The organism is Streptomyces sp. NPDC043680, from assembly GCF_056436685.1.
Genome location: NZ_JBWKCE010000009.1, coordinates 247806 through 272594 on the forward strand (window position 1 = coordinate 247806; position 24789 = coordinate 272594).

General features: G+C 73.5%; 19 protein-coding genes. 7 read left to right on the forward strand and 12 right to left on the reverse strand.

Annotated features, from left to right (window positions below; genetic code table 11):
• Nucleotides 1–31 precede the first annotated feature (31 nt).
• The 3 genes from paaK to AC0666_RS20645 all read left to right on the forward strand — a co-directional run bounded on the left by paaK (nucleotide 32) and on the right by AC0666_RS20645 (nucleotide 5054).
• Nucleotides 32–1333 (forward strand): phenylacetate--CoA ligase PaaK, encoded by a 1302-nt coding sequence (paaK, locus tag AC0666_RS20635; RefSeq protein ID WP_468964618.1) that lies wholly within the window; start codon nucleotides 32–34, stop codon nucleotides 1331–1333.
• A 113-nt stretch (nucleotides 1334–1446) separates the two neighbouring features.
• A complete protein-coding gene (locus AC0666_RS20640; RefSeq protein ID WP_468965407.1) occupies nucleotides 1447–2265 on the forward strand; it encodes a YhjD/YihY/BrkB family envelope integrity protein in 819 nt (272 codons plus the stop codon).
• A 338-nt stretch (nucleotides 2266–2603) separates the two neighbouring features.
• On the forward strand, nucleotides 2604–5054 hold the full coding sequence (locus AC0666_RS20645) for a penicillin acylase family protein (RefSeq protein ID WP_478708087.1): 2451 nt from the start codon (nucleotides 2604–2606) through the stop codon (nucleotides 5052–5054).
• A gap of 95 nt (nucleotides 5055–5149) precedes the next feature.
• Here the strand turns inward: AC0666_RS20645 and AC0666_RS20650 are convergent, their stop codons facing one another.
• The 3 genes from AC0666_RS20650 to AC0666_RS20660 all read right to left on the reverse strand — a co-directional run bounded on the left by AC0666_RS20650 (nucleotide 5150) and on the right by AC0666_RS20660 (nucleotide 9065).
• Nucleotides 5150–6256 (reverse strand): calcium:cation antiporter, encoded by a 1107-nt coding sequence (locus AC0666_RS20650; protein WP_468964614.1) that lies wholly within the window; start codon nucleotides 6254–6256, stop codon nucleotides 5150–5152.
• 116 nt (nucleotides 6257–6372) lie between these two features.
• On the reverse strand, nucleotides 6373–7947 hold the full coding sequence (locus tag AC0666_RS20655) for an acyl-CoA synthetase (RefSeq protein ID WP_478708088.1): 1575 nt from the start codon (nucleotides 7945–7947) through the stop codon (nucleotides 6373–6375).
• 11 nt (nucleotides 7948–7958) lie between these two features.
• Nucleotides 7959–9065, reverse strand: a complete 1107-nt coding sequence (locus tag AC0666_RS20660; RefSeq protein WP_478708089.1) for an NAD(P)H-dependent flavin oxidoreductase — start codon at nucleotides 9063–9065, stop codon at nucleotides 7959–7961.
• Between the two features lie 937 nt (nucleotides 9066–10002).
• Here AC0666_RS20660 and AC0666_RS20665 point away from each other — a divergent pair.
• Nucleotides 10003–11730: a serine hydrolase domain-containing protein gene (locus AC0666_RS20665; protein WP_468964608.1), complete on the forward strand. Its 1728-nt coding sequence runs from the start codon at nucleotides 10003–10005 to the stop codon at nucleotides 11728–11730.
• Between the two features lie 109 nt (nucleotides 11731–11839).
• Here the strand turns inward: AC0666_RS20665 and AC0666_RS20670 are convergent, their stop codons facing one another.
• Nucleotides 11840–12217, reverse strand: a complete 378-nt coding sequence (locus AC0666_RS20670; RefSeq protein ID WP_468964607.1) for a VOC family protein — start codon at nucleotides 12215–12217, stop codon at nucleotides 11840–11842.
• A gap of 127 nt (nucleotides 12218–12344) precedes the next feature.
• Between AC0666_RS20670 and AC0666_RS20675 the strand changes: the two genes are divergently transcribed.
• Nucleotides 12345–12791 (forward strand): nitroreductase family deazaflavin-dependent oxidoreductase, encoded by a 447-nt coding sequence (locus AC0666_RS20675; RefSeq protein ID WP_468964604.1) that lies wholly within the window; start codon nucleotides 12345–12347, stop codon nucleotides 12789–12791.
• 37 nt (nucleotides 12792–12828) lie between these two features.
• Here the strand turns inward: AC0666_RS20675 and AC0666_RS20680 are convergent, their stop codons facing one another.
• The 3 genes from AC0666_RS20680 to AC0666_RS20690 are packed head-to-tail and all read right to left on the reverse strand — an operon-like array spanning nucleotide 12829 to nucleotide 17594.
• The gene (locus AC0666_RS20680) at nucleotides 12829–14523 is read right to left on the reverse strand and encodes a phytoene desaturase family protein (protein ID WP_478708090.1); all 1695 of its coding nucleotides are present in this window, start codon (nucleotides 14521–14523) and stop codon (nucleotides 12829–12831) included.
• A complete protein-coding gene (locus AC0666_RS20685; protein WP_478708091.1) occupies nucleotides 14520–16643 on the reverse strand; it encodes a serine/threonine-protein kinase in 2124 nt (707 codons plus the stop codon). The genes AC0666_RS20680 and AC0666_RS20685 overlap by 4 nt, the downstream gene beginning before the upstream one ends.
• 33 nt (nucleotides 16644–16676) lie before the next feature.
• Nucleotides 16677–17594: an oxygenase MpaB family protein gene (locus AC0666_RS20690; protein ID WP_478708092.1), complete on the reverse strand. Its 918-nt coding sequence runs from the start codon at nucleotides 17592–17594 to the stop codon at nucleotides 16677–16679.
• A 159-nt stretch (nucleotides 17595–17753) separates the two neighbouring features.
• Here AC0666_RS20690 and AC0666_RS20695 point away from each other — a divergent pair, with 159 nt between their 5' ends.
• Complete coding sequence (locus AC0666_RS20695; RefSeq protein WP_468964598.1) at nucleotides 17754–18218, forward strand: Crp/Fnr family transcriptional regulator; 465 nt, start codon at nucleotides 17754–17756, stop codon at nucleotides 18216–18218.
• 13 nt (nucleotides 18219–18231) lie between these two features.
• On the opposite strand, the gene AC0666_RS20700 is transcribed toward AC0666_RS20695, so the two are convergent.
• From AC0666_RS20700 to AC0666_RS20720, 5 genes are all read right to left on the reverse strand, one after another.
• A complete protein-coding gene (locus tag AC0666_RS20700) occupies nucleotides 18232–18369 on the reverse strand; it encodes a hypothetical protein (protein ID WP_468964596.1) in 138 nt (45 codons plus the stop codon).
• Between the two features lie 108 nt (nucleotides 18370–18477).
• A complete protein-coding gene (locus AC0666_RS20705) occupies nucleotides 18478–19662 on the reverse strand; it encodes an acyltransferase family protein (protein ID WP_468964595.1) in 1185 nt (394 codons plus the stop codon).
• Nucleotides 19663–19907: 245 nt separating this feature from the next.
• Nucleotides 19908–21098 carry an acyl-CoA dehydrogenase family protein gene (locus AC0666_RS20710; protein ID WP_468965405.1) on the reverse strand — a complete coding sequence of 397 codons (1191 nt, stop codon included), beginning with the start codon at nucleotides 21096–21098 and terminating at the stop codon, nucleotides 19908–19910.
• A gap of 183 nt (nucleotides 21099–21281) precedes the next feature.
• Nucleotides 21282–22118: a class II fructose-bisphosphate aldolase gene (locus AC0666_RS20715; RefSeq protein ID WP_468964593.1), complete on the reverse strand. Its 837-nt coding sequence runs from the start codon at nucleotides 22116–22118 to the stop codon at nucleotides 21282–21284.
• Complete coding sequence (locus tag AC0666_RS20720) at nucleotides 22115–23017, reverse strand: SIS domain-containing protein (protein WP_468964591.1); 903 nt, start codon at nucleotides 23015–23017, stop codon at nucleotides 22115–22117. Before AC0666_RS20720 ends, AC0666_RS20715 begins: the two co-directional genes overlap by 4 nt.
• 178 nt (nucleotides 23018–23195) lie before the next feature.
• On the opposite strand from AC0666_RS20720, the gene AC0666_RS20725 reads away from it, so the two are divergent.
• On the forward strand, nucleotides 23196–23975 hold the full coding sequence (locus AC0666_RS20725) for a DeoR/GlpR family DNA-binding transcription regulator (protein WP_478708093.1): 780 nt from the start codon (nucleotides 23196–23198) through the stop codon (nucleotides 23973–23975).
• Nucleotides 23976–24789: the final 814 nt, after the last annotated feature.

Here is a 24789-nt window from a genome sequence, read left to right on the forward strand (position 1 = left end):
TGGCGGGGCTCGCTCACGATGAGGTGACGGCATGACGGCGTACGCAGGTTTCCACGACGACAGCGAGCGGCTGGGCCGCGACGAGCTGGCCGCCCTCCAGCTGAAGCGGCTGCGCGAGACGCTGCACCGCGCCTACGAGCGGGTCCCCTTCCACCGCCGGGCCTTCGACGAGGCGGGGGTGCACCCCGACGACTGCCGGTCCCTCGCCGATCTCGCGCTGTTCCCCTTCACGACGAAGACCGACCTGCGCGACCAGTACCCCTTCGGCATGTTCGCCGTCCCCCGCTCCGAGGTGCGCCGCATCCACGCCTCCAGCGGCACCACCGGCCGCCCCACCGTCGTCGGGTACACCGACGGGGATCTGGCCACCTGGGCCGATGTGGTCGCCCGGTCCATCCGGGCGGCCGGCGGCAGACCCGGCCAGATCGTCCACGTCGCGTACGGGTACGGCCTCTTCACCGGCGGCCTCGGCGCGCACTACGGGGCGGAGCGCCTCGGCTGCACGGTCGTCCCCGCCTCGGGCGGGATGACGGACCGCCAGGTCAGGCTGATCCAGGACTTCCGGCCGGAGGTCATCATGGTGACGCCCTCCTACATGCTCACCCTGCTGGACGAGATGGAGCGCCAGGGCATGGACCCGCGGACCACCTCCCTGCGGACGGGGATATTCGGTGCGGAGCCGTGGACGGAGGAGATGCGCCGGGAGATCGAGGAGCGGCTCGGCATCGACGCGGTGGACATCTACGGGCTGTCCGAGGTGATGGGCCCGGGCGTGGCGCAGGAATGCGTCGAGACCAAGGACGGCCTGCACATCTGGGAGGACCACTTCTACCCGGAGGTGGTCGATCCGGTCACCGGCGAGGTACTGCCGGAAGGCGAGCCGGGGGAGCTGGTGTTCACCTCGCTCACCAAGGAGGCCATGCCGGTCGTCCGCTACCGCACCCGGGACCTGACCCGGCTGCTGCCGGGTACCGCCCGGCCGGCCTTCCGGCGCATGGAGAAGGTGACCGGCCGCAGCGACGACATGATCATCGTGCGCGGGGTGAACCTCTACCCGACGCAGATCGAGGAGATCCTGCTGCGGACGGCCGGCCTGGCACCCCACTTCCAGCTGCGGCTGTCCCGCGAGGGCCGGATGGACGCCCTGACCGTACGGGTGGAAGCGCGCCGGGATGCGGATGCCGGGCGCAGGCGGGCCGCGGCCGCCGAGGTGGTGCGGGCGGTCAAGGAGGGCATCGGCGTCTCGGTCGCCGTCGAGGTCGTCGACCCGGAGACGCTGGAGCGCTCGGTGGGCAAGATCAAGCGGCTGGTGGATCTGCGGACGGCACAGTAGCGGACAGCGGGACACCTTCCGGGCGGACCCGCGAAACCACCCTTTCGGGCCCATTTCCCGGGTGGCGCCGCGGTTCGCCGCATGCCGCCGGGTAGGCCAGTTCCGTGACCTCGATGCTGCGCCGGATCCAAGCCCGGCTCCAGGCCTCCTCGGCCGGGCTGGCCTGGAGCCGGGGGCGCGAGATGGAGCTGATGCACCGGGCCATGGGATTCGCGGCGCTCGGGTTCCTGACCCTGGTGCCGCTGCTGGTGGTCGTGGCCGCCGCCGCACCGGGCAGCGGCTCCGGCTTCGGCCGCTGGCTCGGCCAGGCCCTCGGCGTGAGCGAGGCCTCGGCCGCCCGGGTCGAGATGCTGTTCGGCGCCGCCGACCTGGCGCTGGAGCGGACCACCGCCTTCGGTCTCGCCGCTCTCGCCGTCTTCGGCCTCACCTTCGGCTCGGCCGTCCAGACCGGCTACGAGAAGGTCTGGGACCTGCCGACCGCCCGGTGGCACACCATGTGGCGGCACGTCGTGTGGCTCGCCCTGCTGGTCTGCTACCTCGCGCTGCTCGTCGAGATCCCCGCACCCTCCGACGACGCCGTCGGCACCGCCCTCGGCACCACGGGCGACCTGCTCGGCACCTGCCTCTTCTTCTGGGGCTCCCAGCGCCTGCTGCTCGGCGGCCGGGTCCGCTGGCGTGCGCTGGTACCGGGGGCGGTGGCCACCAGCATCGGCCTGCTCGGGCTGCGGGTCTTCTCCCAGCTGGTGTTCTCCCCGCTGATCGCCTCGAACGCGGTCACGTACGGCCCGTTCGGAACCCTGCTGGTCGTCCAGTCCTGGCTGGTCGGCGTCGGCTTCGTGGTGTACGGCGGCGCGCTCGTCGGCCGCCTGATCCACGAACACCTCACCGTGCGTCGCCTGCGCCACACCGGCCTCCTCTCCGACCGGGACTGAGCCGGGGCGGACCGCCAGACCAGCCGCAGGCCGATGGACGGCACGGTGTCGCCCGGTGGCACCCGGCAGCACGCCTCAGGGCGGCCCACCCGTCCACCCGTCCACCCGTCCAGCCGTCCAGCCGTCCGGAGCGAAGGCCGGTCATGCCCGCGGGCAGCCGTGCACGCGGGCGGGCCGACACCCGCCGGAGGCTGCTTGTGGCGGGGTCGAGACCGCGGCTCGGATACCAAACGAGATGTTGACAGACCGTCAACGCGCCTGCATGAGTGTGGGGGCACGCACGCACCAGCTGCTCCAGGAGCAACCCGCCCGCGTGCCACGCCACTTGGGAGGCAACCTTGCCATTCCGCACCCGCCCGCTCCTCCGCCGCGCCGCCCTCACCGGCGCCGCCCTGCTCGCCGCCGCGGCCGCCGTACCGCAGGCCGCCGCGGCCGACGCCGCCGGCGCCGGGGACCGCGGGCCGTCCCGCGGCGGCCTGTCCGCCGTGATCCGCTACACCGAGTACGGCATACCCCACATAGTGGCCAAGGACTACGCGAACCTCGGCTTCGGCACCGGCTGGGCCCAGGCCGCCGACCAGGTGTGCGTCCTGGCCGACGGGTTCGTCACCGTCGCCGGTGAGCGCTCGCGCTGGTTCGGCGCCGACGCGGTGCCCGACGGGTCCCTCTCCTCCGCCGCCAAGAACCTCTCCAGCGACCTGTACTTCACGGGCGTCCGCCAGTCCGGCACCGTCGAGAAGCTGCTCGCCACCCCCGCCCCGGCCGGCCCCGGCACGGACCTGAAGGAGCTGATGCGCGGCTGGGCAGCCGGATACAACGCCTGGCTCGCCCAGAACAAGATCACCGATCCCGCCTGCAAGGGCGCCGCCTGGGTCCGCCCCGTCACCGCCCTCGACGTGGCCTCCCGCGGCTTCGCGATCTCGGTGCTCGGCGGCCAGGGCCGCGGCATCGACGGGATAACCGCAGCGCAGCCGCCCGGCACCGGAGCCCGTACGACGGCGACAGCGCCCGACGCGGCGGGGATCGATCCGGCGGCCGCCGCCGAGGCCGCGCGGGCCTTCTTCGACACCGGCCGCTACGACATGGGCTCCAACGCGGTGGCCTTCGCCGGGTCCACCACCGCGAGCGGCCGCGGCCTGCTCCTCGGGAACCCGCACTACCCCTGGCAGGGCGGTCGCCGGTTCTGGCAGTCGCAGCAGACGATACCCGGCGAGCTGAACGTCTCGGGCGGCTCCCTGCTCGGCACCGCCGTGGTGAACATCGGCTTCAACGAGAAGGTCGCCTGGAGCCACACGGTCGCCACCGGCACGCCCGTCAACCTGCACCAGCTCACCCTGGACCCGACCGACCCGACCACCTACCTGGTCGACGGGAAGCCGGAACGGATGGCCGAACGGCAGGTCACCGTCCAGGTGGCGGGCGGCCGGCGCGTCACCCGCACCCAGTGGTGGACCCGCTACGGCCCGGTCATCACCGGCCTCGGCCCCGGTCTGCCGCTGCCCTGGAGCACGGCCACCGCCTACGCCCTGAACGACCCGAACGCGGCGAACCTGCGCGGCTTCGACACCGCCCTCGCCCTGGGCAAGGCCCGTTCGGTCGCCGGGATCCAGGACGCCCTCAGGCGTACCCAGGGCCTGCCCTGGGTCAACACGATCGCCGCGGACTCCGCGGGCGCCACCCTGTTCACCCAGTCCCAGGTGCTCCCCCGGATCACCGACGAGCTCGCCGCCCGCTGCTCCACCCCGCTCGGACGGGCCACGTACCCGGCGTCGGGGCTCGCCGTCCTCGACGGCGCGCGCGGCGACTGCGCGATCGGCTCGGACCCCGACGCGGTGCAGCCGGGCGTCTTCGGCCCCGGGAAGGCACCGACCCTGCGCGACGCCCCGTACGCCGAGAACTCCAACGACAGCGCCTGGCTGGCCAACGCGGACCGGCCGCTGACCGGCTACGAGCGGATCTGGGGCACCCTCGGCACACCGCGGTCGCTGCGCACGCGCGGAGCGGTCGAGGACGTGGCGGCGATGGCCGCGCGGGGCCGGCTGACCGTCGCCGACCTGCAGGCGCAGCAGTTCGCCAACCGCGTCCCGGCCGGTGACCTGGCGGCGCCCGACGCGGCCAAGGCCTGCGCCGCGCTGCCCGGCGGCACGGCGACGGCGAGCGACGGCAGGACGGTGGACGTCACGGCGGCCTGCGCCGTGCTGGCCGGCTGGGACCGCACGGCCGACACCGGCAGCCGGGGCGCGCTCCTCTTCGACCGCTTCTGGCGCAGGGTCACGGCGGGCACGGCAGCCAAGGACCTGTGGCTGGTGCCGTTCTCGGCCGCCGACCCCGTCCGCACGCCGCGTGCGCTCAACCCGGCCGCGCCCGGGATCGGCCGGGCCCTCGCGGACACGGTCTCCGAACTGGCGGCGGCGGGCATCGCACTGGACGCCCCGCTGGGCGCGCACCAGTTCGTGGTGCGCGGCGGGCAGCGGCTGCCGGTGTCGGGCGGCACCGAGGCGCTGGGCGTCTGGAACAAGATCGAGGCGCCGTGGGACGCGGCCGCCGGAGGCTACCCGGAGGTCGTGCACGGCTCCAGCCACATCCAGGCGGTCGGCTGGGACGGCGGCCACTGCCCGGTGGCGCGCACGTTGCTGACGTACGGCCAGTCCTCGAACCCCCTCTCGCCCCACTCCGCCGATCAGACCCGGCTGCTGTCCGGGGAGCGGTGGGTGACCTCGCGGTTCTGCGAGCGGGACGTCCTCGCCTCACCGCAGCTGAAGGTGGTGTGGCCGCGCGAGCGTCGCTGAACCGGGGCCGGCGCGGTCCCCTCGTACAGGACCGCGCCGGGACCGAACCGGCACCGCACCGGCGGGGCGACTCGCGGACTCACGGACTCACGGACTCACGGGCTGACGGCGAGGAACAGGTACGCGGACAGCAGGACGAGGTGGACGCCGCCCTGGAGGAGGGTGGCCCGGCCCGGGACGATGGTGAGCGCGCTGACCACGACGGTCAGCGCGAGCAGCACCGTGTGGATCGGCCCGAGGCCGAGCAGCAGCGGCCCGGAGAGCCAGACCGAGGCCAGTGCGATGGCCGGGATGGTCAGGCCGATGCTCGCGATGGAAGAGCCGTAGGCCAGGTTGAGGCTGGTCTGGACCCGGTCCCGGCGGGCCGCCCGGACGGCGGCCAGGGTCTCCGGGGCCAGCACGAGCAGGGCGATGATCACACCGACGACGGCCTGGGGCAGGCCCGCGCGGGCGACGCCCGCCTCGATGGTCGGGGACACGGCCTTGGCGTTGCCCACCACGGCGACGAGGGCGGCCAGCAGCAGGCCGAGGCTGACCAGGGTGGCGCGGGAGCTGGGCGGATCGGCGTGGTCACCGTCACCGGAGGCGGCGGACACCTCGCTGCCCACCGGCAGGAAGTAGTCCCGGTGCCGGACCGTCTGGACGGCGACGAACAGGCCGTACAGGGCGAGCGAGGCGACGGCGGCGAAGGTCAGCTGGGCCGGCGAGAACTCGGGGCCGGGCTTGGTGGTGGTGAAGGTCGGCAGGACGAGGCTGAGGACGGCCAGGGTCGCAACGGTCGCCAGGGCCGCACCGGAGCCCTCGGCGTTGAAGACGGCGACCCGGTTGCGCAGCGCGCCCACGAGCAGGGACAGGCCGACGATGCCGTTGCAGGTGATCATGACGGCGGCGAAGACCGTGTCCCGGGCGAGGGAGGCGGTCTTGCCTCCGCCGTCCGCCATCAGGGTGACGATGAGGGCCACTTCGATGACGGTGACGGCCACGGCGAGGACGAGGGAGCCGAAGGGCTCGCCCACCCGGTGGGCGACGACCTCGGCATGGTGGACGGCCGCCAGGACGGCCCCCGCCAGGCACAGCGCGACGAGCGCCACCGCGGGCCCGGGCAGCTCGCGTCCCCAGCTGAGGACGAGGGCGACCAGCGCCAGCACGGGGACCGCCACGGTCCAGTCGGACAAGGGGAATCTGCGGGTAGCCGTACTCATATCGGCCAACTTGCCAGATTCGTCCCCCCGGTGCGGCGCAGGGCCCCCGACGCACTGCTGCGGCCCTTCTCACGGCTCCCGGGCGGCCCGCGGCCCTGTGCGGCTGCGCCCTGCGCTCACATCGCGCGTTCGCGTCCCTCCCAGTACGGGTCGCGCAGTCGACGCTTGTACAGCTTCCCGTTGGGATCGCGGGGCATCGTCTCGATGAAGTCGACCGATTTCGGGCGTTTGAACCCGGCCAATTGCCGCTCACAGTGGTGCAGGATCTCGGCTGCGAGCGCGTCCCCCGCCTCGAAGCCCTCGGCCGGTTCGATGACGGCCTTGACCTCCTCGCCCCAGTCGGCGTGCGGTATCCCGAAGGCGGCGGCGTCGGCGACCGCCGGGTGGGTGAGCAGAGCGGATTCGATCTCGGCGGGGTAGATGTTCACGCCGCCCGAGATGATCATGTCGATCTTGCGGTCGCGGAGGAAGAGGTAACCCTCTTCGTCCAGCAGACCCAGGTCTCCCACGGTGAAGAAGTCGCCGATGCGGTTCTTCCGCGTCTTGTCCTCGTCCTTGTGGTAGCTGAAGCCGCCGGTGTTCATCTTCAGGTAGACGGTGCCGAGTTCGCCGGGCGGCAGCCGGTTGCCGTCGTCGTCGAAGACCGCCAGTTCGCTGATCGGCCAGGCCTTGCCGACCGTACCGGGCTTCTTCAGCCAGTCCTCCGCGGTGGCGAACGCGCCGCCGCCCTCGCTGGCCGCGTAGTACTCCTCGACGCAGGTGCCCCACCAGTCGATCATCGCCCGCTTGACGTGTTCGGGGCAGGGCGCGGCCCCGTGGATCGCGTGGCGCATGGAGGAGACGTCGTACGCGTCCTTCGTCTCCTGCGGGAGCGCGAGCAGCCGGTGGAACTGGGTCGGGACCATGTGCGTGTGCGTGCAGGCGCGGGTGTCGATGAGCCGCAGCATCTCCTGCGGGGTCCACCGGTCCATCACGACGAGCGGGTGCCCGATGTGCAGGGCGGCGCCCGCGAATTGGAGGACCGCGGTGTGGTAGAGCGGCGAGCACACGAGGTGGACGTTCCCGTCGAAGGGCCGGATGCCGAAGATCCCGAGGAAACCGCCGAGGTACGTCTCTTCCGGCAGCTTGCCGGGCAGCGGGCGGCGGATTCCGCGGGGGCGGCCCGTGGTGCCCGAGGTGTAGTTCATGACCCAGCCGAGGGTGCGGTGTTCCGGGGGCGCGGCGGGCTGCCCGTCGAGCAGTTCCGCGTACGGGCGGAAACCGGCCACCGCCCCGACCGCGTACCGGTGGCTCGCGGGCAGGCGCGCCTCGTCGGCGGCTGCGGCCGCCGCGCCGGCGAACCGCTCGTGGGCGATGAGGACCTTGGCCCCGGAGTCGGAGACGATCCAGGCGATCTCCGGGCCGACGAGGTGGTGGTTGACCGGTACGAGGTAGAAGCCGGCCTGGGAGGCGGCCAGGTAGGCGGTGAAGAACTCGACGCCGTTGGGCAGGACGACGGCGAAGGCGTCGCCCCGCTCCAGGCCCGCGGCGCGCAGGCCGTGGACGAGCTGGTTGACGGCCGCGTGGAGGCGGCCGGCGCTCCATTCCTCACCCTCCGGGGTGAGGAGTACGGTGCGTTCGGGGTCGGCGGTGGCCTGGGCCCAGAATCCGTTGGGGCGGCCCGTCGTCTGCTCGCTCGTCTGCATGCTCATCTGCACGCTCCTCAGGCTCGGCCGGCGATGCGGTTGATGCGGTCGATGGCGCGCTCGAAGCCGCGGGTGAGGTCGTCGAAGACGGCCTGGACGCTGCGTTCGGTGTTCATCCGGCCGACGACCTGGCCGACGGGCGTACCCAGCAGCGGCGTGACCTCGTACTTCTGGATGCGTGAGACGGCCTCGGCGACCAGCAGGCCCTGCAGCGGCATGGGGAGGGCGCCGGGGCCGGCCGGGTCGTCCCAGGCGTCGGTCCATTCGGTGCGGAGCTGGCGTGCGGGCTTGCCGGTGAGGGCGCGGGAGCGGACGGTGTCGCCGGAACCGGCCGCGAGCAGCTTCTCGGTGAGGGCGCGGGAGTGCAGGTCGGCCTCGGTGGTGGTGAGCCAGAGGGAACCGAGCCAGACGCCCTGGGCGCCGAGGGCGAGCCCGGCGGCGATCTGCTCGCCGCTGCCGATGCCTCCGGCGGCGAGGACGGGGAGCGGGGCGACGGCCTCGGCGATCTCGGGCACGAGGACCATGGTGGCGATGTCGCCGGTGTGGCCGCCGGCCTCGTAGCCCTGGGCGACGACGATGTCGATGCCGGCCTCGGCGTGGCGGCGGGCGTGCTTGGCGCTTCCGGCGAGGGCGGCGACGAGGACCCCGTGGCCGTGGGCGCGCGCGATGACGTCGGCGGGCGGGGAACCGAGGGCGTTCGCCAGGAGTTTGACGGGGTAGTCGAAGGCGACGTCGAGCTGGTTGCGGGCGACCTGCTCCATCCAGCCGGTGATCCGCCAGCCGGAGGCCTCCCCCTCGGCGAGCTCGGGGACGTGGTGCTTGGCGAGGGTGTCGCGGACGAAAGCGCGGTGGCCGGCCGGGATCATCGCCTCGATGTCGGCTTCGCCGATGCCGTCCACGGCCTTCTTGGCCGGCATGACGACATCGAGGCCGTAGGGCTTGCCGTCCGTGTTGTCCTGCATCCAGTCGAGGTCGCGCCGCAGGTCGTCGGGGGCGGTGTAGCGGACCGCGCCGAGCACGCCGAATCCGCCCGCGCGGGTGATGGCCGCCGCGACCGCCGGGAAGGGCGTGAAGCCGAAGATGGCGTGCTCGACCCCGAGTTTCTTGCTCAGCTCCGTCTCCATGGGCGGCAGCATGCCGCAGGGCGGCGGCCGAGGGAAGAGATTTTCTGATGCTGCGTCAGATTCTTTACGGGCCCGTCGGTGCGGAGCGCGCCGCCCGGCCGGGCAGATACTTCGAGAGGCCGATACGGCGGACAGGAGGCCGGCGATGGAGGAGCACTCGGGGGACGGCGGCGCGCAGGCGCCGAAGGCGCGACCGGGCCGGCGCAAGGCCCCCTCCACCCCGGCCTCGGCCGCACCGGAGGCTGCGCCCGGGAACGGCGGCACGGAACACCCCACCGCCGGCACGGCCGCACCACGCCCGCCCGCGGACCAGGACCGCCGGTCAGGCGGCGACGGCCCCGAAACCGCCACACCGGGAGGGAAGGCCCACGCCGAACACCGGGCGGGCGGCGATGCGCCGGGAGCGGACGCGGGCACCGACCACCCCGCTCCCGGCCGCACCACACCGCGCACGCATGCAGAGCAGGACCGCCGGTCAGGCGGCGACGGCCCCGAAACCGCCACACCGGCAGGGAAGGCCCACGCCGAACACCGGGCGGGCGGCGATGCGCCGGGAGCGGACGCGGGCACCGACCACCCCGCTCCCGCCCGCACCACACCGCGTACGCATGCAGAGCAGGACCGCCGGTCAGGCGGCGACGGCCGCGGCAGCGGCACGGCAGGACGGAAGGGCCACGCCGAACACCCATCTCCCGCGGGCGGGGTCGCGGCGGGGCCGGTGGGCGGGGTCGAGCGCCGAGTGCACCACCACGCCACAAGCAGCGCCGACGAGCCGGGCGCCAGCGGCAGCAGCGGGAACGGGGCCGGGAACTGGACCCGGGCCGGGAACGCGAATGGCACCGGGACCGCGGCTGGGGCTGGGGCCGAGAGCGGGACCGACACCGGGGGCGGGGTGAGTAGGCGGAGGCTGGGGGTCGGGGTGTTGGCGTTGGGCGGGGTGCTGCTGTTGCAGGCCGCCGTGCCCGGGGGCGCCGGAGCCGCCGGGAACCCCGCTGAGCGGCGCGCCTTGCAAGGGCTGCGGCTGCGGTACGGCTCCGCCCGGCAGGCCGGGCTGCTGGAGAAGCACCTGGACGGCGTCGTCGACGAGGCCCGCCGCTTCCTCGGCCCCTCCCCCGAACACCCCTACTACGCGGGGGCCGTGGTCCTGGCCGGCCGGGGCCGCACCGTCGCCCTGCACCGCGCCGTGGGAGAGGCCGTCCGGTACGCGGACTACGACGGACGCACCGACCGGGTGCGCGAGTTCCCCGCGGCGGAGCGGATCGCCATGGCCGAGGACACCGTCTTCGACCTGGCCTCCCTCACCAAACTGTTCACCTCGCTGCTCGCCGTGCAGCTGATGGAGCGCGGACAGCTGGAACTGGAGGCTCCGGTCGAGCGGTACCTGCCGGAGTTCACCGGCGGCGGGAAGGAGCTGATCACGGCTCGGCAGCTGCTCACGCACACCTCGGGCCTGCGCTCCTGGGCTCCCTTCTACCAGCAGCCCACGCGCGAGGAACGGTTGCGGCTGCTGTGGTCCGTGCGCCCGCAGGACACCCCCGGGACGGTGTACCGCTACTCCGACCTCAACCTCATCGCGTTGCAACTGCTCGTGGAACGGATCACCAGTCACCCTCTGGATGCCCTGCTCCACGACGAGATCACCGCTCCACTCGGGATGCACCGCACTCGCTACAACCCGCCGCTCTCCTGGCGCCGGGTCACCGCCGCCACCGAGGTGCAACGGCCGCCCTGGTCCGGCCTGGACCGCGGGCTGGTGTGGGGCGAGGTCCACGACGAGAACGCGTACGCCCTCGGCGGCGTCGCCGGCCACGCCGGCATCTTCGGCACGGCCTGGGACCTGGCCATCCTGGCCCGCACCCTCCTCGACGGCGGCGTCTACGCCGGCAAGCGCATCCTGCGCCCCGCCTCCGTCGAGCTGCTCTTCACCGACTACAACACCGCCTTCCCCGGCGACGACCACGGCCTCGGATTCGAGCTCTACCAGCACTGGTACATGGGCGCCATGGCCACCCCGCACTCCGCCGGCCACACCGGTTTCACCGGCACCTCCCTGGTCCTGGACCCGTCCACCGACTCCTTCCTGATCCTGCTCGGCAACTCCGTCCACCCCGTGCGCACCTGGCGGGCCGGCAGCGCACCGCGCGTCGCCGTCGGCAACCGCTTCGCCCGCGCCGTCCCGGTCCGGACGAGGCACGGGGGGCCTGCCTGGTTCTCCGGCATGGAGACCGGCGGCTGCGGCACCCTCACCCTGCCGCCGCTCACCCCGGCCACGGCCGCCGCCCGGCTGCGCTGCGCCGTCTGGTGGGACACCGTGCCCGGCGAAGGCGCCTTCCACCTGGAGGCCTCCGCCGACGGGCGGACCTGGCAGCCCCTGCCGTTCAGCACCCGGCGGACCACGGGCGGCTCCCCCGAACAGTGGCCCCAGGGCTGCGCGGGCGGCTGGTCCGGCCGCATCTGGCACCGCCTGGAAGCGCCGCTCTCCGCATGGGCGGGCCGGGAGGTCCGGCTCCGCTTCCGGCACACCGCGACCGGCCGGTACGTGGGCCGCGGCGTGTACGTGGACGTCGTGCGCGTGTCGGAGCCGGCGCGCCTCCTCTTCGCGGAGGACCGCCCCGCCGACGCGGCCCGTATCGAGGCCGTCGGCTGGACCAGGTCGGCGGACTGACCGCAACCAGCGCCCTCGCCACCGGGCCCCTCGGCGCGGACCGGACGGAGCCCCGCCCCGGCGGGCTGCCTGCGAGCAGCGCCCCCGCCCCGCCGGGCGACGACGGCCCCTACTGGCGGACCAGGCAGAAGGGGTGGCCTGCCGGGTCCGCATAGACCCGCCAGCCGCGGCCCTCCGAGGCCGCGTCGAGCACCGTCGCCCCGTGGCCCAGCACCTCCTCCTGCGCCCGGTCCAGGTCCGGGACGCCGAAGTCCAGGTGGAACTGCTGCGGGTGGGCGGGATCCGGCCAGCGCGGCGGCCGGTGGTCGGCCACCCGCTGGAAGGCCAGGACGAGCCCGGACGGCGTGTGCAGCGTCGCCCAGTCCTCGTCGAGCGACCAGCGCGGATCGGGCCGGTTGACGGTTCCGCCCAGCACCGCCTCGTAGAAGGCGGCGAGTCTCAGCGGATCGGGACAGTCCAGTACCACGCACTGCAGGTCGGCGATCATGCCGGGATTCTAGGCCGGGCCGGGCAGGCGTGCGGACGGGCAGCCCACGGCATAAAAGCGTGCCCGGCGGTGTTGGCCACTCGTTGGCGACTTCGTTGACCGTTCAACACGAAGGCAGGCAGGTCCTATGACCGACATCGACTGGGACAACCCGAGCGACCCCAAGGGCGGCTGGCAGCTGGACCACGTCCGGCAGTACACCCGTACCAACGGAGCGGAGGGCCACCACTGGCGGGGAACCCAGACCCTGCTGCTCACCACCATCGGCCGGGTCTCGGGCAAGCCCGTGCGCACCCCGCTCATCTACGGTGAGGAAGAGGGCCGCTACTTCCTCGTCGCGTCCAAGGGCGGCGCCCCCGAGCACCCGCTGTGGTACCGCAATCTGACCGCCCGCCCCGACGTCCGCATCCAGGTCGGCCCGAAGACCCTCCAGGGCACGGCCCGTACGGCCACCCCCGAGGAGCGCGCCCGGTACTGGCCGCTGATGCTGCGGCACTGGCCCTCGTACGACGAGTACCAGGCCAAGACCGACCGGGAGATCCCGCTCGTCGTCATCGAACCCGTCCTCACCTGACCGGGCGCGGGCGGGCGCGGGGCGGCAGGCGGATCGGTCAGTGCCCCAGCACGGCCATCGCCGCGTTGTGGCCGGGGACCCCGCTGACACCGCCACCGCGCACGGCGCCCGCGCCGCACAGCAGGACGTTGGCGTAGCGGGTCTCCACGCCCCACCGGCCGCCGGCCCCCGGCTCCTCCCCCGCGTACGGCCACGACAGGTCCCGGTGGAAGATGTGGCCGCCGGGCAGGCGCAGTTCACGCTCCAGGTCGAGCGGGGTCTTGGCTTCGATGCACGGCCGGCCGTCGGCGTCGAAGGCCAGGCAGTCGGTGATCGGCTCGGCCAGGTGCGCGTCGAGCTGGGCAAGGGTGGCGGTCAGCAGCACCTCGCGCGCCACCGTGTTGCCGCCGTGCCCCTTCTCGAAGAGCCGGGCCGGAGTGTGCAGGCCGAAGAGGGTGAGCGTCTGGTAGCCCTGCTCCACCAGCTCCGCCCCGAGGATCGAGGGGTCCGTCAGCGAGTGGCAGTAGATCTCCGAGGGCGGTACGGAGGGCAGCTCCCCGGCCGCCGCCTCGGCGTAGGCCCGCGCCAACTCGGCGTAGCCCTCGGCGATGTGGAAGGTGCCGCCGAAGGCCTCGCGCGGGTCCACGGAGGTGTCCCGCAGCCGAGGCAGCCTGCGCAGCAGCATGTTGACCTTCAGCTGCGACCCCTCGGGCCGCTCAGAGGCGGGTACCGGCCCCCCCTCGCCGAGGAGTTCGGCCAACGCCCGGGGTGAGGCGTTGACCAGCACGGTCCGCGCGACGACCCGCCCCTCGCCGGTCGCCGTACGGAAGGTGACCTCGGCCGGCGCCCTGCCGTCGGTGTCGATCCGGAGCACCTCGTGCCCGGTGGCGATCCGCGCCCCGGCCTGCCGCGCGGCGGCCGCCAGCGCGTCGGTGAGGGCGCCCATCCCGCCGACGGGGACGTTCCAGTCGCCGGTGCCGCCGCCGATGACGTGGTAGAGGAAGCAGCGGTTCTGCACGAGGGAGGGGTCGTGCGCATCCGCGAAGGTGCCGATCAGCCCGTCCGTGAGCACCACGCCCCGCACCAGGTCGTCGGCGAAGTACTTCTCGACCGCCTGCCCGAGGGGTTCCTCGAACAGCATCCGCCAGGCGGCGTCGTCGTCGATCCGGGCGCGGAGCCCGTCCCGCGTGGGCAGTGGCTCGGTCAGGGTCGGGAACACCTTTTCGGCGACGCGGCCCGTCACCCCGTAGAAGGCGCGCCAGCTGTCGTACTCACGGTCCGAGCCGGTGAGCCGCGCGAAGGATTCCCGGGTCCGTGCCTCGTCGCCGCCGACGAGCAGCCCGCCGGGCCGGCCGCCGCGTTGGACGGGGGTGTAGGAGGAGACGGTGCGCCGCCGGACCGCGAACCGCAGGCCCAGGTCGCGCACGATCTTCGCGGGCAGCAGGGAGACCAGGTAGGAGTACCGCGAGAGCCGGGCGTCCACCCCGACGAAGGGGCGGGTGGAGACCGCGGCGCCGCCGGTGGTGGCCAGCCGCTCCAGGATCAGTACCGAGCGGCCCGCCCGGGCCAGGTACGCGGCGGCCACCAGGCCGTTGTGTCCTCCGCCCACGATCACGTCGTCGTAGACGGCGTCGTCGTACACCGCGTCGTCGTACGCGGCGCCCTCGTACGCGGTGTCGTCCTGCGCGGCGCCTTGGCCGCGTACCGCATCGTCCCGCACCGTGGCCTGCCCGAGTCCCCGCGAGGTCGTCATGGCTCTTGGTAGCACACCTGGCCGAGCCGCTCCAGGCAGTACACCTCGTCGGCGTGGGCGGCGACGGTGTCGGGGTGCTCGTCGCCGAGGGACCGCTCCCGGATCCCGGCGAGCTCCCGGTACACGGGCAGGGCCTCGTCCCACCGGCCCAGCCGGCCGAGCCCGGCGGCGAGTTCGCGGCGGCTGACGAGGGTGTCGGGGTGTTCGGCGCCGAGCACGCCGGCCCGGGCCGCGCCCACCTCCCGGGCCTCCTGCACCGCTTCCTCCCAGCGCTCCAGGCGGCCCAGGTTGACGCCGAGGACGTGCCGGGCGCGAAGCGTCTCGGGGTCGTGCGCCCCGTACGCGCGGGTGCGGTCGCGGACCAGGCCCCGGAACAGGTCCAGGGCCTGGGCGGCGCGGCCGGTGCGGCCGAGCGCGATGCCCACCTCGTAGCGGGCGGCGAGGGTGTCGGGATGGTCGCGGCCGAGAACCCGTTCGCGGACGGCGGCGACCTCGGCGAATCCCTCCAGGGCCTCTTCCCAGCGCTCCAGGCGGCCCAGCGCGTACGCCGCCTCGTAGCGGGTCAGCAGCGTGTCCGGGTGCTCGTCGCCCAGCACGGCCGCCCGGTCGGCGGCGACCCCGGCGGCGGTGCGGTGGGCCTCCTCGAACCGGCCGAGGGCGCCGAGCGCGCAGGCCAGGTTGTGCCGGCAGCGCAGCGTGTCGGGGTGCAGCGGGCCCATGCTCCGCTCGCGGGCGACGAGCACCGCCCGGTAGACCTCGTGGGCCTCCTGGTGCCGACCGAGCCGCCCCAGTTCGTACGCCGCCTCCTGGCGCGCGGCCAGGGTGTCGGGGTGGTCGGCGCCGAGCAGGCGGGTGCGGCCCGCGGCGACCGCTTCGTACGCGGCCAGCGCCTCGTCGGGGCGGCCGGCCCGGCTCAGGGCGAAGGCACGGGTGTGCCCTGCGGTGAGCTCCTCGGGGCGGGCACCCGCCCCGGCTGCCGGGGCCGCGGCGCCTTCCGCGCCTTCGCGGGAGCCTGCGCCGCCCGGGCCGCCGGGGCCGGGCGTACGGGCGATGCCGTACGGCGCGGTCAGCCGCGGGTCCTCGGCGGCGGCGGGCCGCACGATCCGGTGGGACCCGCTGGGCCGCGCGGCGGTCCAGGAGCCGGTGAGGACGGCCCATTCGCCGCTGGCGGGGCGGGCGTCGATCCCGGCCTTGCGGCCCGCGGTCATCCCCCGGGCCCACGCGGGCAGGGCAGGCTGCGCCCCGAGCGGCCCGCCGGGACCGAGCCGCGCCTCGACCAGGCGCCGGTGCAGGTGGCGGGCGTCGCCGGGGCGGTCCTCGGGGCGCTTGGCCAGCAGCTCCAGGACGACCTGCTCGACGTACTCGGGCAGCTCGGGGCGGTGCTCGCGGAGCGGCACCGGCGCGGTGTCGCGGTGTCCGACGAGCACCGACCAGGAGTCGCCGAGGTCGAAGGGCGGGGCGCCGGTGGCGATCTCGTACAGCACACAGCCGAGGGAGTACAGGTCGCTGCGGTGGTCGACCTCGCCGCCCGCGATCTGCTCGGGCGACATGTAGTGCGGGGTGCCCATGGCCATGCCGCCGCCGGTCAGCTTGGCGGTGAAGCCGATGTCGTGGGCGAGGCGGGCGATGCCGAAGTCGCAGATCTTCACCGTGCCGTCGGTGAGCCGCATGATGTTGGCGGGCTTGAGGTCGCGGTGGACCACGCCCTGGTCGTGGGTGTAGCCGAGGGCGGCGGCCAGCTGCTCCGCGATGTCGACGACCACGTCCACGGGGAGCGGTCGGGCCTCGTTGTCCTCCAGGAGCTGGCTGAGGTTGCGGCCGTCCAGGAGCTCCATGACCAGGTACAGCGGGCCGCCCGCGGCGCTGTCGTCGCCGAAGTCGTGGACGACGGTGACACCCCGGTGCTGGAGGGACGCGGCGACGCGCGCCTCACGGCGGAACCGTTCGCGCAGGACCTGGGTGAAGTGGTTGTCCTGCTCGGAGCCGAGCGGCTTGAGGCATTTGACGGCGACCTGCCGGCCGAGCGACTCGTCCCGGGCACGCCACACTTCGCCCATGCCGCCGCGACCGATCAGATCGAGCGACCGGTACCGGCCCTGGATCAGTCTGGACTCCGCCATGTCTTAAAGCCGCCCCCGTTGTCGTGCTACGTCCTACGCCCTCCCCGGCCGGTCCAGTATGGCCGCTGGTGTATGCAGTGTGTACGGCGAGGGGCGGCTCCCGGGACCCATGCGCTGCATCGCCTTCAAGATGTGACCTGGGGGCAGCTGCCAGCGCAGACCAGCGGGAATGCTGCGCAGCAGGGTACCGGTAAGGCGCAGGTTCCTGGTGACGGTGTCCGGGGGCGGTGCGGGTCTGCCGTACAGCCGGTGCGCGTGCGCGGGGAGGGAGCCGTACGCGAGGGCGGCGACGGGGCGCCACAGCAGGTTTCGGCCAGCGAGAAGGGCGGGGTGGACGGGCGGACTGCGCAGGAACTCGTCCACGGCGCGGGCGTCGGGACCCGCGGCGAGCACGGGCCGGACCGTGTCGAAGTACGCGGCGAGGGCCGCCGTGTCCGCCGGTACCTGCGCGGGGTCGAGGCCGACGAGGCGGGCGTTGACCCGGTTCTCGTCGACGTAGCGGTCGGCCTGGGCGGCCGTGAGGGCCACGCCAGAGCGGCGCAGGACGTGCAGGAAGCTGTCGATCTGGGCGCAGTGCACCCAGAGCAGCAGCTCGGGATCATCGACGGGAAACCGCTCACCGGTGGCCGGGTCGGTCGCGGACAGCGTGCTGTGGATCCGGCGGACGCGGGCACCGGCGCGCTCGGCTTCCTCGGTGGTCCCGTAGGTGATGGTCCCGACGAAATCGGCCGTCCGCAGGAGCCGCCCCCAGGCGTCGTTGCGGAAGTCCGAATTCTCCATGACACCGCGGACCGCGCGCGGATGCAGCGCCTGGAGGTACAGCGCCCGGACACCCGCGATCCACATGACCGGGTCGCCGTGGCACTGCCAGGCGACGGACCCGGGCCCGTACAGACCGGGGTCGGCTCCGCCCTTCGCCCCACCCTTCGCTTCGCCCGCCGCTTCGGTCATCGCATCGCCCCTTCCCTCCCGCACTGCGCGGATATCGGTGGAACGCGTGTTTCGGTGGAACGCGTGCCAGCGTCCCACCGGTTCCCGGACGGCGCCAGTGGCGGGGCGCAGGGGTGGCGGGCCGGACGGAGACTGGAAGGGCGAGGAAGGGAGGCCGCCATGCGCAACCCGATGCCCACCCGGATCGGCCAGGCACTGCCCACCGAATACCGCGGACGGCTGATGGAGCACGCCAGCGAGGTGAATTTCCCCGAGGGCACCCGGCTCTTCAACGAGGGCGGCCGGGCCGACCGCTTCTGGATCGTCCGCTCGGGCGTGGTCACCCTGGACCTGCACGTTCCCGGGAAGCAGCCGGCGGTGATCGAGAACCTCGGCCCGGGTGAGCTGGTCGGCTGGTCGTGGATGTTCCGGCCGCACCAGTGGCACTTGGGCGCGGAGGCGACGACCCCGCTGCGCACCCACGAATTCGACGCGGAGGCCGTACGGGAGCTGATGGACGGCGACCCCGCCTTCAGGGCGGCGGTCGCCACCTGGGTGGGGCAGGTCCTCGCCCACAGGCTGCAAGCGGCCCGGGAGCGACTGCTCGACCTGTACGCCCCGTACGGCAGCGGTAGCGGCCGGTGAGCCGGCGGCCGGGTCAGGCGGGGGTCGTGAGGGAGCCGGGCCAGTCGTCGGTGTGCCACTGCCGGCCCGCGCCCTCGCCCCGGTGGTGGGCCGACAGCGCGGCGGGCAGGTCCCCGTGGACGGGCACGGCCGGTCCCGTCGCCCCGGGCACCGGCGGACCGTCCGCGGGCGCCCGTGCCCCCGCCCGCATGCCGGACGCCCCTCGGAAAACCGGGGCCCGGAGCGGCTCCTCCACGCCGGCGCCGGCCAGGCCAGAGGATCAGGGGGACGGCGGCGCGGCCGGGGCCATCAGTCGGCGCAGCAGCGGGACGAGCGGCCGTTCCACCAGGCGGTGCAGCAGCCACGCGATCAGCACCGCGCCCGCGACCACCCCGAGCAGGGTCGGCCATGCGCCCCACTGCTCGTTCCACCGCCAGATCACCCGCACGCCCAGCGACTGGTGCACGAGATAGAGCGGGTACGAGATCGCGCCCGCGACCGGCAGCCAGCGCCACTGGATCCCGTCCAGCTTCCCGAGCGCGATCAGACCCATCACCACGTACATGGCGGTGATCGCGGCCAGGCAGACCTTCCAGTTGATGCCGTGCCCCTCGCCCTCCATGATCGCCGGGAGGCGGTGCTGCATCAGCAGCCAGGACAGCGCCAGGATGCCCAGGGTCTCCCCCTCGATCCGGCCCGCACGGCGGATCAGGTAGAAGGCGATCCCGGCGATGAAGAAGGGTGCCCACGAGGGGACCAGGAGCTGGTCGAGCAGCGGGATGCCCGAACGCGGCGCCAGGACCGAGCCCAGCGCCCACAGCCAGCAGAAGTTCGCGACCCGGCGGTGGCTGGTACCCAGCAGGACGACCAGCGAGAAGATCAGGTAGAAGCGCAGCTCGACCCAGAGCGTCCAATAGACGTTGTCCACGCCGTACACGCCCAGGGGTTCGTGCAGCATCGTGAGGTTGGTGAACATCTGGCCGACGGTGACCCGCTGCTCGCCCGGGATCCGCGGACCCAGGCGGGCGGCCGCCGAGGCGAGCACGACCGCCGCCCAGTAGAGCGGGAACAGGCGCAGGATCCGGCCCTGCCAGAACTGCTGGAGCGACTTGCCCCAGCCGGACATGCAGATGACGAAGCCGCTGATCATGAAGAAGAAGACCACACCCAGCCAGCCGAACCCGGCGACCCGGTGCAGCACGGGAAACAGCTCGATGGCGGTCCGCTGCCAGGGGATCGTCCCCGAGCCGGCCAGGTAGTGGAACAGGACCACCGACAGCGCCGCGAGCAGGCGCAGGCCGTCCAGCACGGCTATGCGCGGCGCCCGCGCAGACGTGGCCCCACCAGCGGCTCCGCCGCCCCTCGACCAGGCCGTCCGGCGGCGCCGGACGGCGTCGGGGACTGCCTGCGGAGCCTCGGCGGGCGCAGGGACGTGGTCCCCGGCGAGGACGAGCCTGTCGGACATGACACCTCTGGAAGTCGGGGTGTCCGCGACACCGCTACGTTTCGGGGGTATGGAGCCCTGCGATCGTATCGGTGCCGTCTGCACACACAGGCACCCGGGTGCGCCCGGCAGACGGCCCGTTCGACCGGACCTGTCGAGCCGTCCGTTCCGCTTTCCACGGCGCGGGACCGCCCGACCCACCCCCACCTCACGACGCCTGGCCGGACGGACGCAACGCCGGCCCACACGTCGGCCGTCGCAGCCGGTCAGCGGCGTACGCGGGGCATGCCCAGGCCGATCCAGGAGATGATCTCGCGCTGGATCTCGTTGTTGCCGCCGCCGAAGGTGAAGATGACGGCGCTGCGGTAGCCGCGTTCGAGTTCGCCGTGCAGGACCGCGCCGGCCGAGCCGTCCTTGAGGGGGCCCGCCGCGCCGACCACCTCCATCAGCCAGGCGTACGCGTCCCGGCGCGCCTCGGAGCCGTACACCTTGACGGCGGAGGCGTCCTGCGGGGTGAGGGTGCCGTCCTGGACGGCGTTCACCATCTGCCAGTTGAGCAGCTTCATCGCGTCGAGACGGGCGTGGGTGCGGGCCAGGCGGCCGCGGACCCACGACAGGTCGATGACCCGGCGGCCGTCGGCCAGCTTGGTCTCGGCGGCCCAGCGCTGGACGTCGTGCAGGGCCCGTATGGCCATGGTGCCGTGGGCGGCGAGGGTGACGCGCTCGTGGTTGAGCTGGTTGGTGATCAGCCGCCAGCCCCTGTTCTCCCGGCCGACGCGGCGGCTCGCGGGGACGCGGATGTTCTCGTAGTAGCTGGCGGTGGTGTCGTGGGAGGCGAGGGTGTTGATGAGGGTGCAGGAGTAGCCCGGGTCGGAGGTCGGTACCAGGAGCATGGTGATGCCCTTGTGTGCCGGGGCGTCCGGGTCGGTGCGGACGGCGAGCCAGACCCAGTCGGCGGTGTCGCCGTTGGTGGTCCAGATCTTCTGTCCGTTGACGACGTACGTGCCGGTCTCCTCGTCGCCCTCGCGCACGGCCCTGCACCTGAGCGCGGCCAGGTCCGTCCCCGCGTCGGGCTCGCTGTAGCCGATGGCGAAGTCGATCTCGCCGGCGAGGATGCGGGGAAGGAAGTACGCCTTCTGCTCGTCGGTGCCGAACTGCATGATGGTCGGTCCGACGGTGTTGAGCGCCATCAGCGGCAGCGGTACGACGGCCTGCGCCGCCTCGTCGAAGAAGATGAACTGGTCCATGGGCGACATCCCGCGGCCGCCGTACTCCTCGGGCCAGCCGACGCCGAGCCATCCGTCCGCCCCGAGCCGGCGGATGGTCTCCCGGTAGAAGCGCTTCTGGGCCGCCGGGTCCTCGTAGCGGGCGTAGACGTCCTCGGGGACCAGGTCGGCGAAGTACGCGCGCAGCTCGGTGCGCAACTGCTGCTGCTCAGGCGTGTATTCGAGGTGCACGGCCCCTCCGGGTGTCTGGCGGTCCAGCCGGTCGCTGTAGCGGCGCACAGAGTAGAACCTGTTACAAGAAGGGGGAAGGGCCGGTCGGGTCGGCGTTTCGACACGCACGCGCGGAACAGGGCGGCGCGGTTCGTCCTCCGCCGACCCGGCGCTGCGCAGCGCAGCGCAGCGGCAGCGGCTCGCTCAGGTCAGCGCGGCGATCATCGCCGCAGCCGTCGCCGCCATCGCCGTACGGGCAGCCGTCAGGTACGGGCGGGGGTCCGCCGGGGTCAGGTGCGTGCGGATGGCCTCGGTCATCGCCACGTTCAGCGCCGTGCCGATGTTGACCTTGCGGATGCCGCCGGCCACGGCCGCCGCCAGTTCGGCGTCCGGCAGCCCCGAGGAACCGTGCAGCACCAGCGGCACGTCCACGGCCTTGGCCAGCCGCGTCAGCAGCACGTGGTCGAGGGAGGCGGTACGGCTGGTCATGGCGTGGCTGCTGCCGATCGCCACCGCCAGCGCGTCGACGCCGGAGTCGGCGACGAAGCGCCGCGCCTCGTCGGGGTCGGTACGGGCCCCCGGCGCGTGCGGGTCCAGCGGGGCCGCGCCGTTCTTCCCGCCCACCTCGCCCAACTCGGCCTCCACCCACAGCCCGTTGGCGTGCGCCCAGTCGGCGGCGGAGCGGGTGGCCTCCAGGTTCTGCGCGTACGGCAGCTGCGCGGCGTCGTACATCACCGAGCTGAAGCCGGCGTCCGCAGCCTGACGGAGCAGGTCGGGGCTCTTGACGTGGTCCAGGTGCAGACCGACCGGAACGGCGGCGGCCTCCGCGCACGCGGCCGCGGCGCGCGAGATCGGCAGCAGCCGCCCGCCGCGGAACTTCACCGCGTTCTCGCTCAGCTGCAGGATGACCGGCAGGCCCGCCTGTTCCGCCCCCGCCACGACGGCCTCGGCGTGCTCCAAGGTGATGATGTTGAACGCCGCGACGGCGCGGCCGTCGGCGGCCGCCCGCTCGACGAGCGCTCCGGCGGACACGATGCTCATCGGACCGCCTCCTCGCCGGCGGTGAGGATCACCGAGCGGGTCAGGTTGCGCGGCTGGTCCGGATCCAGCTCTTGGTGCGCGGCGACCGCGAGGGCCAGCCGCTGCGCTCGTACCAGTTCGGCCAGGGGGTCGAGCCGGCCCGCGACCCAGCGGCCGCCGGTGGCCCGGACCTGCTCGGCGAGCCCGTCGGGGGCCTCGCCGAGCGACCAGGTGAGGGTGCCCGGCCCGGTGATGCTGATCGGCCCGTGCCGGTACTCCATCGCCGGGTACGACTCCGCCCAGGACAGGGAGGCCTCCCGCATCTTCAGCGCGGCCTCGTGCGCGAGCCCGACGCTCCAGCCGCGGCCGAGGAAGGTGAACTGGCCGCAGCTCGCAGCCTGTTCGGGCAGCGGCTCGGCCAGTGCGGTCCGGGCGTCGGCCACCACGGCCGCCGTGTGCAGGCCGAGGTGGGCGCGCAGCAGGGTCAGGGCGGTGGTCGCGAAGCGCGTCTGCACGACGGACTGCTCGTCGGCGAAGTCGAGGACGACCAGCTCGTCGGCGAGGCCCATCACCGGGGTGGCCGGGTCACCGATGACGGCCGTGGTGGGCACGCCGGAGTCGCGGAGCCCGGCCAGCAGGTCCAGTACCTCCGTGGTGGTGCCGGAGCGCGTCAGCGCGACGACCCTGTCGTAGCGGCGGTGCCGGGGGAACTCCGAGGCGGGGAAGGCGTCCGTCTCCCCCTGCCCGGCCTCCTCGCGCAGAACCGCGGCTGCCTGGGCCATGTAGTACGAGGTCCCGCACCCGACGAAGGCGGCACGCTCCCCCGGCTGCGGCAGCACCGCCCGCTGCGCCGGGGCCAGTTCGGCGGCCCGCTCCCAGCACTCGGGTTGCGTGCCCAACTCGTGCGCGACGTGGCTCATGGCGGCTCCCTGGCCCCGCGGGGGGCGTGTTGGTGCGGCTTGCTGCGTTTTCCTGCAAAGTATCGAGCAGTTTCACGCAACTTCAAGCATTTCGGCCTCGATCCCCTCAGTTAATGTCGACGGGTAGGCCGAGCGGGACAAGCGAGAGCACCCGAGGGGGTTGAACGCCGTGGGGTCCATGACCCGGAAGGAACGCTGGCAGTCGCTGCTGGATCTGCTGGTGGAACGCGGTGAGCTGGAGGTCGAGCCGGCGGCGGAAACCCTCGGCGTGTCCGCCGCGACCATCCGCCGCGACCTCGACCAACTGGCCGAACAGCAGCTGCTGGTCCGCACCCGCGGCGGGGCGGTGCTGCACGGGGTCTCGTACGAACTCCCGCTGCGCTACCGCACGTCCCGGCGCGCCGCCGAGAAGCACCGCATCAGCGAGGCGGTCGCGGCGCTGATCGCGCCCGGGGAGGTGATCGGCCTGACGGGCGGCACCACGACGACGGAGGTGGCCCGCGCGCTGGCCGGCCGGCCGGACCTGTCGACGGGCTCGCCCGCACTGACCGTGGTGACCAACGCCCTCAACATCGCGGGGGAGCTCGTCATCAGACCGCAGTTCAAGATCGTCCTGACGGGCGGTGTCGCCCGCCCCCAGTCATACGAGCTCACGGGACCGCTGGCCCAGCAGGTGCTGGGCCAGCTGACGGTGGACACCGCGGTCGTCGGCGTGGACGCCTTCGACCCGGCCGACGGCGCGGCAACCCGCCACGAGGACGAGGCCGCGATGAACCGCCTGCTGTGCGAACGGGCCCGCAGGGTCGTCATCGCGGCGGACTCAAGCAAACTCGGAGTCCGCGCCTTCGCCCGCATCTGCCCCACCCGATCGGTCCACACCCTGGTAACGGACACGGGCCTCCCGGACCCGGTGGCGGCGTCGTTCGAGGCGGCGGGGGTGGAGGTGGTGCGGGTGTGAGGGGGTGGGAGCTCCGGGGGGGGCGGGGTTGGAAGGCGGGGCGGGATCGGGGTCGGCGGCGCCCGCACGCGTGGCCGGAAGGCCGGGCGGGGGCGTCGGGGGCGGGATGCCCGCACCCGGCATCAGGGGAGGTCCGAGGGCGTCCCGTCAGTCCACTGTCCTTCCGTGCCGGTCCGGGCCGTCAAGGGCGCTCCTCCTCGTTCCTCGTCGTCGCGTCGCTTCGCGATGGCCTTCGGCCACCCTTGACTGCCCGGCCCGCCCCGGAAAGACAACAGACTGCCGGGAAGCCCCCGAAGGATGGCCGGGAGGTGAGAGTCCAGGAGCGGGGAGGTCAGCGATGCACGGGCCGATCCCGGCTGCCATGTCCCCATCCGGGGCCGATAGATCCCCCCATCCGAGCGCAGCCCGGGTCAAGCCGCAGACGACGCCAACGAGATGGGCATCGGCGGCCATCCGCCCACCATCGCGTCAGATCGCTACACAGCCCGTCTCGGCATAGCGTCCGCGGCCCGTCTGGGGTCGCTCATAGGCCGCCATAGATCGCATAGGGCTTGTCTCCGTTGGCGCCCGACGGCCGTCCGGGGGAGGCGCCTTAGATCGCTACACAGCGGGGCGCGGTTTGGCGTCCGGCCGCCGTCTGGAGCTGGGAATGGGCACCATCGACGCGGTCATGACGCCAGTCATGCCTCTGCGGCCTGTTTGTCCCGTTTTGGCGGCCGGTTGGTCGATGGATGGGCCCTTGACTGCGCGCGTGATGACGAAAAGCCTGGCATCCGGCTCCTTCTGAGCCCTTTCGGCCCTCCAGATGCCCACG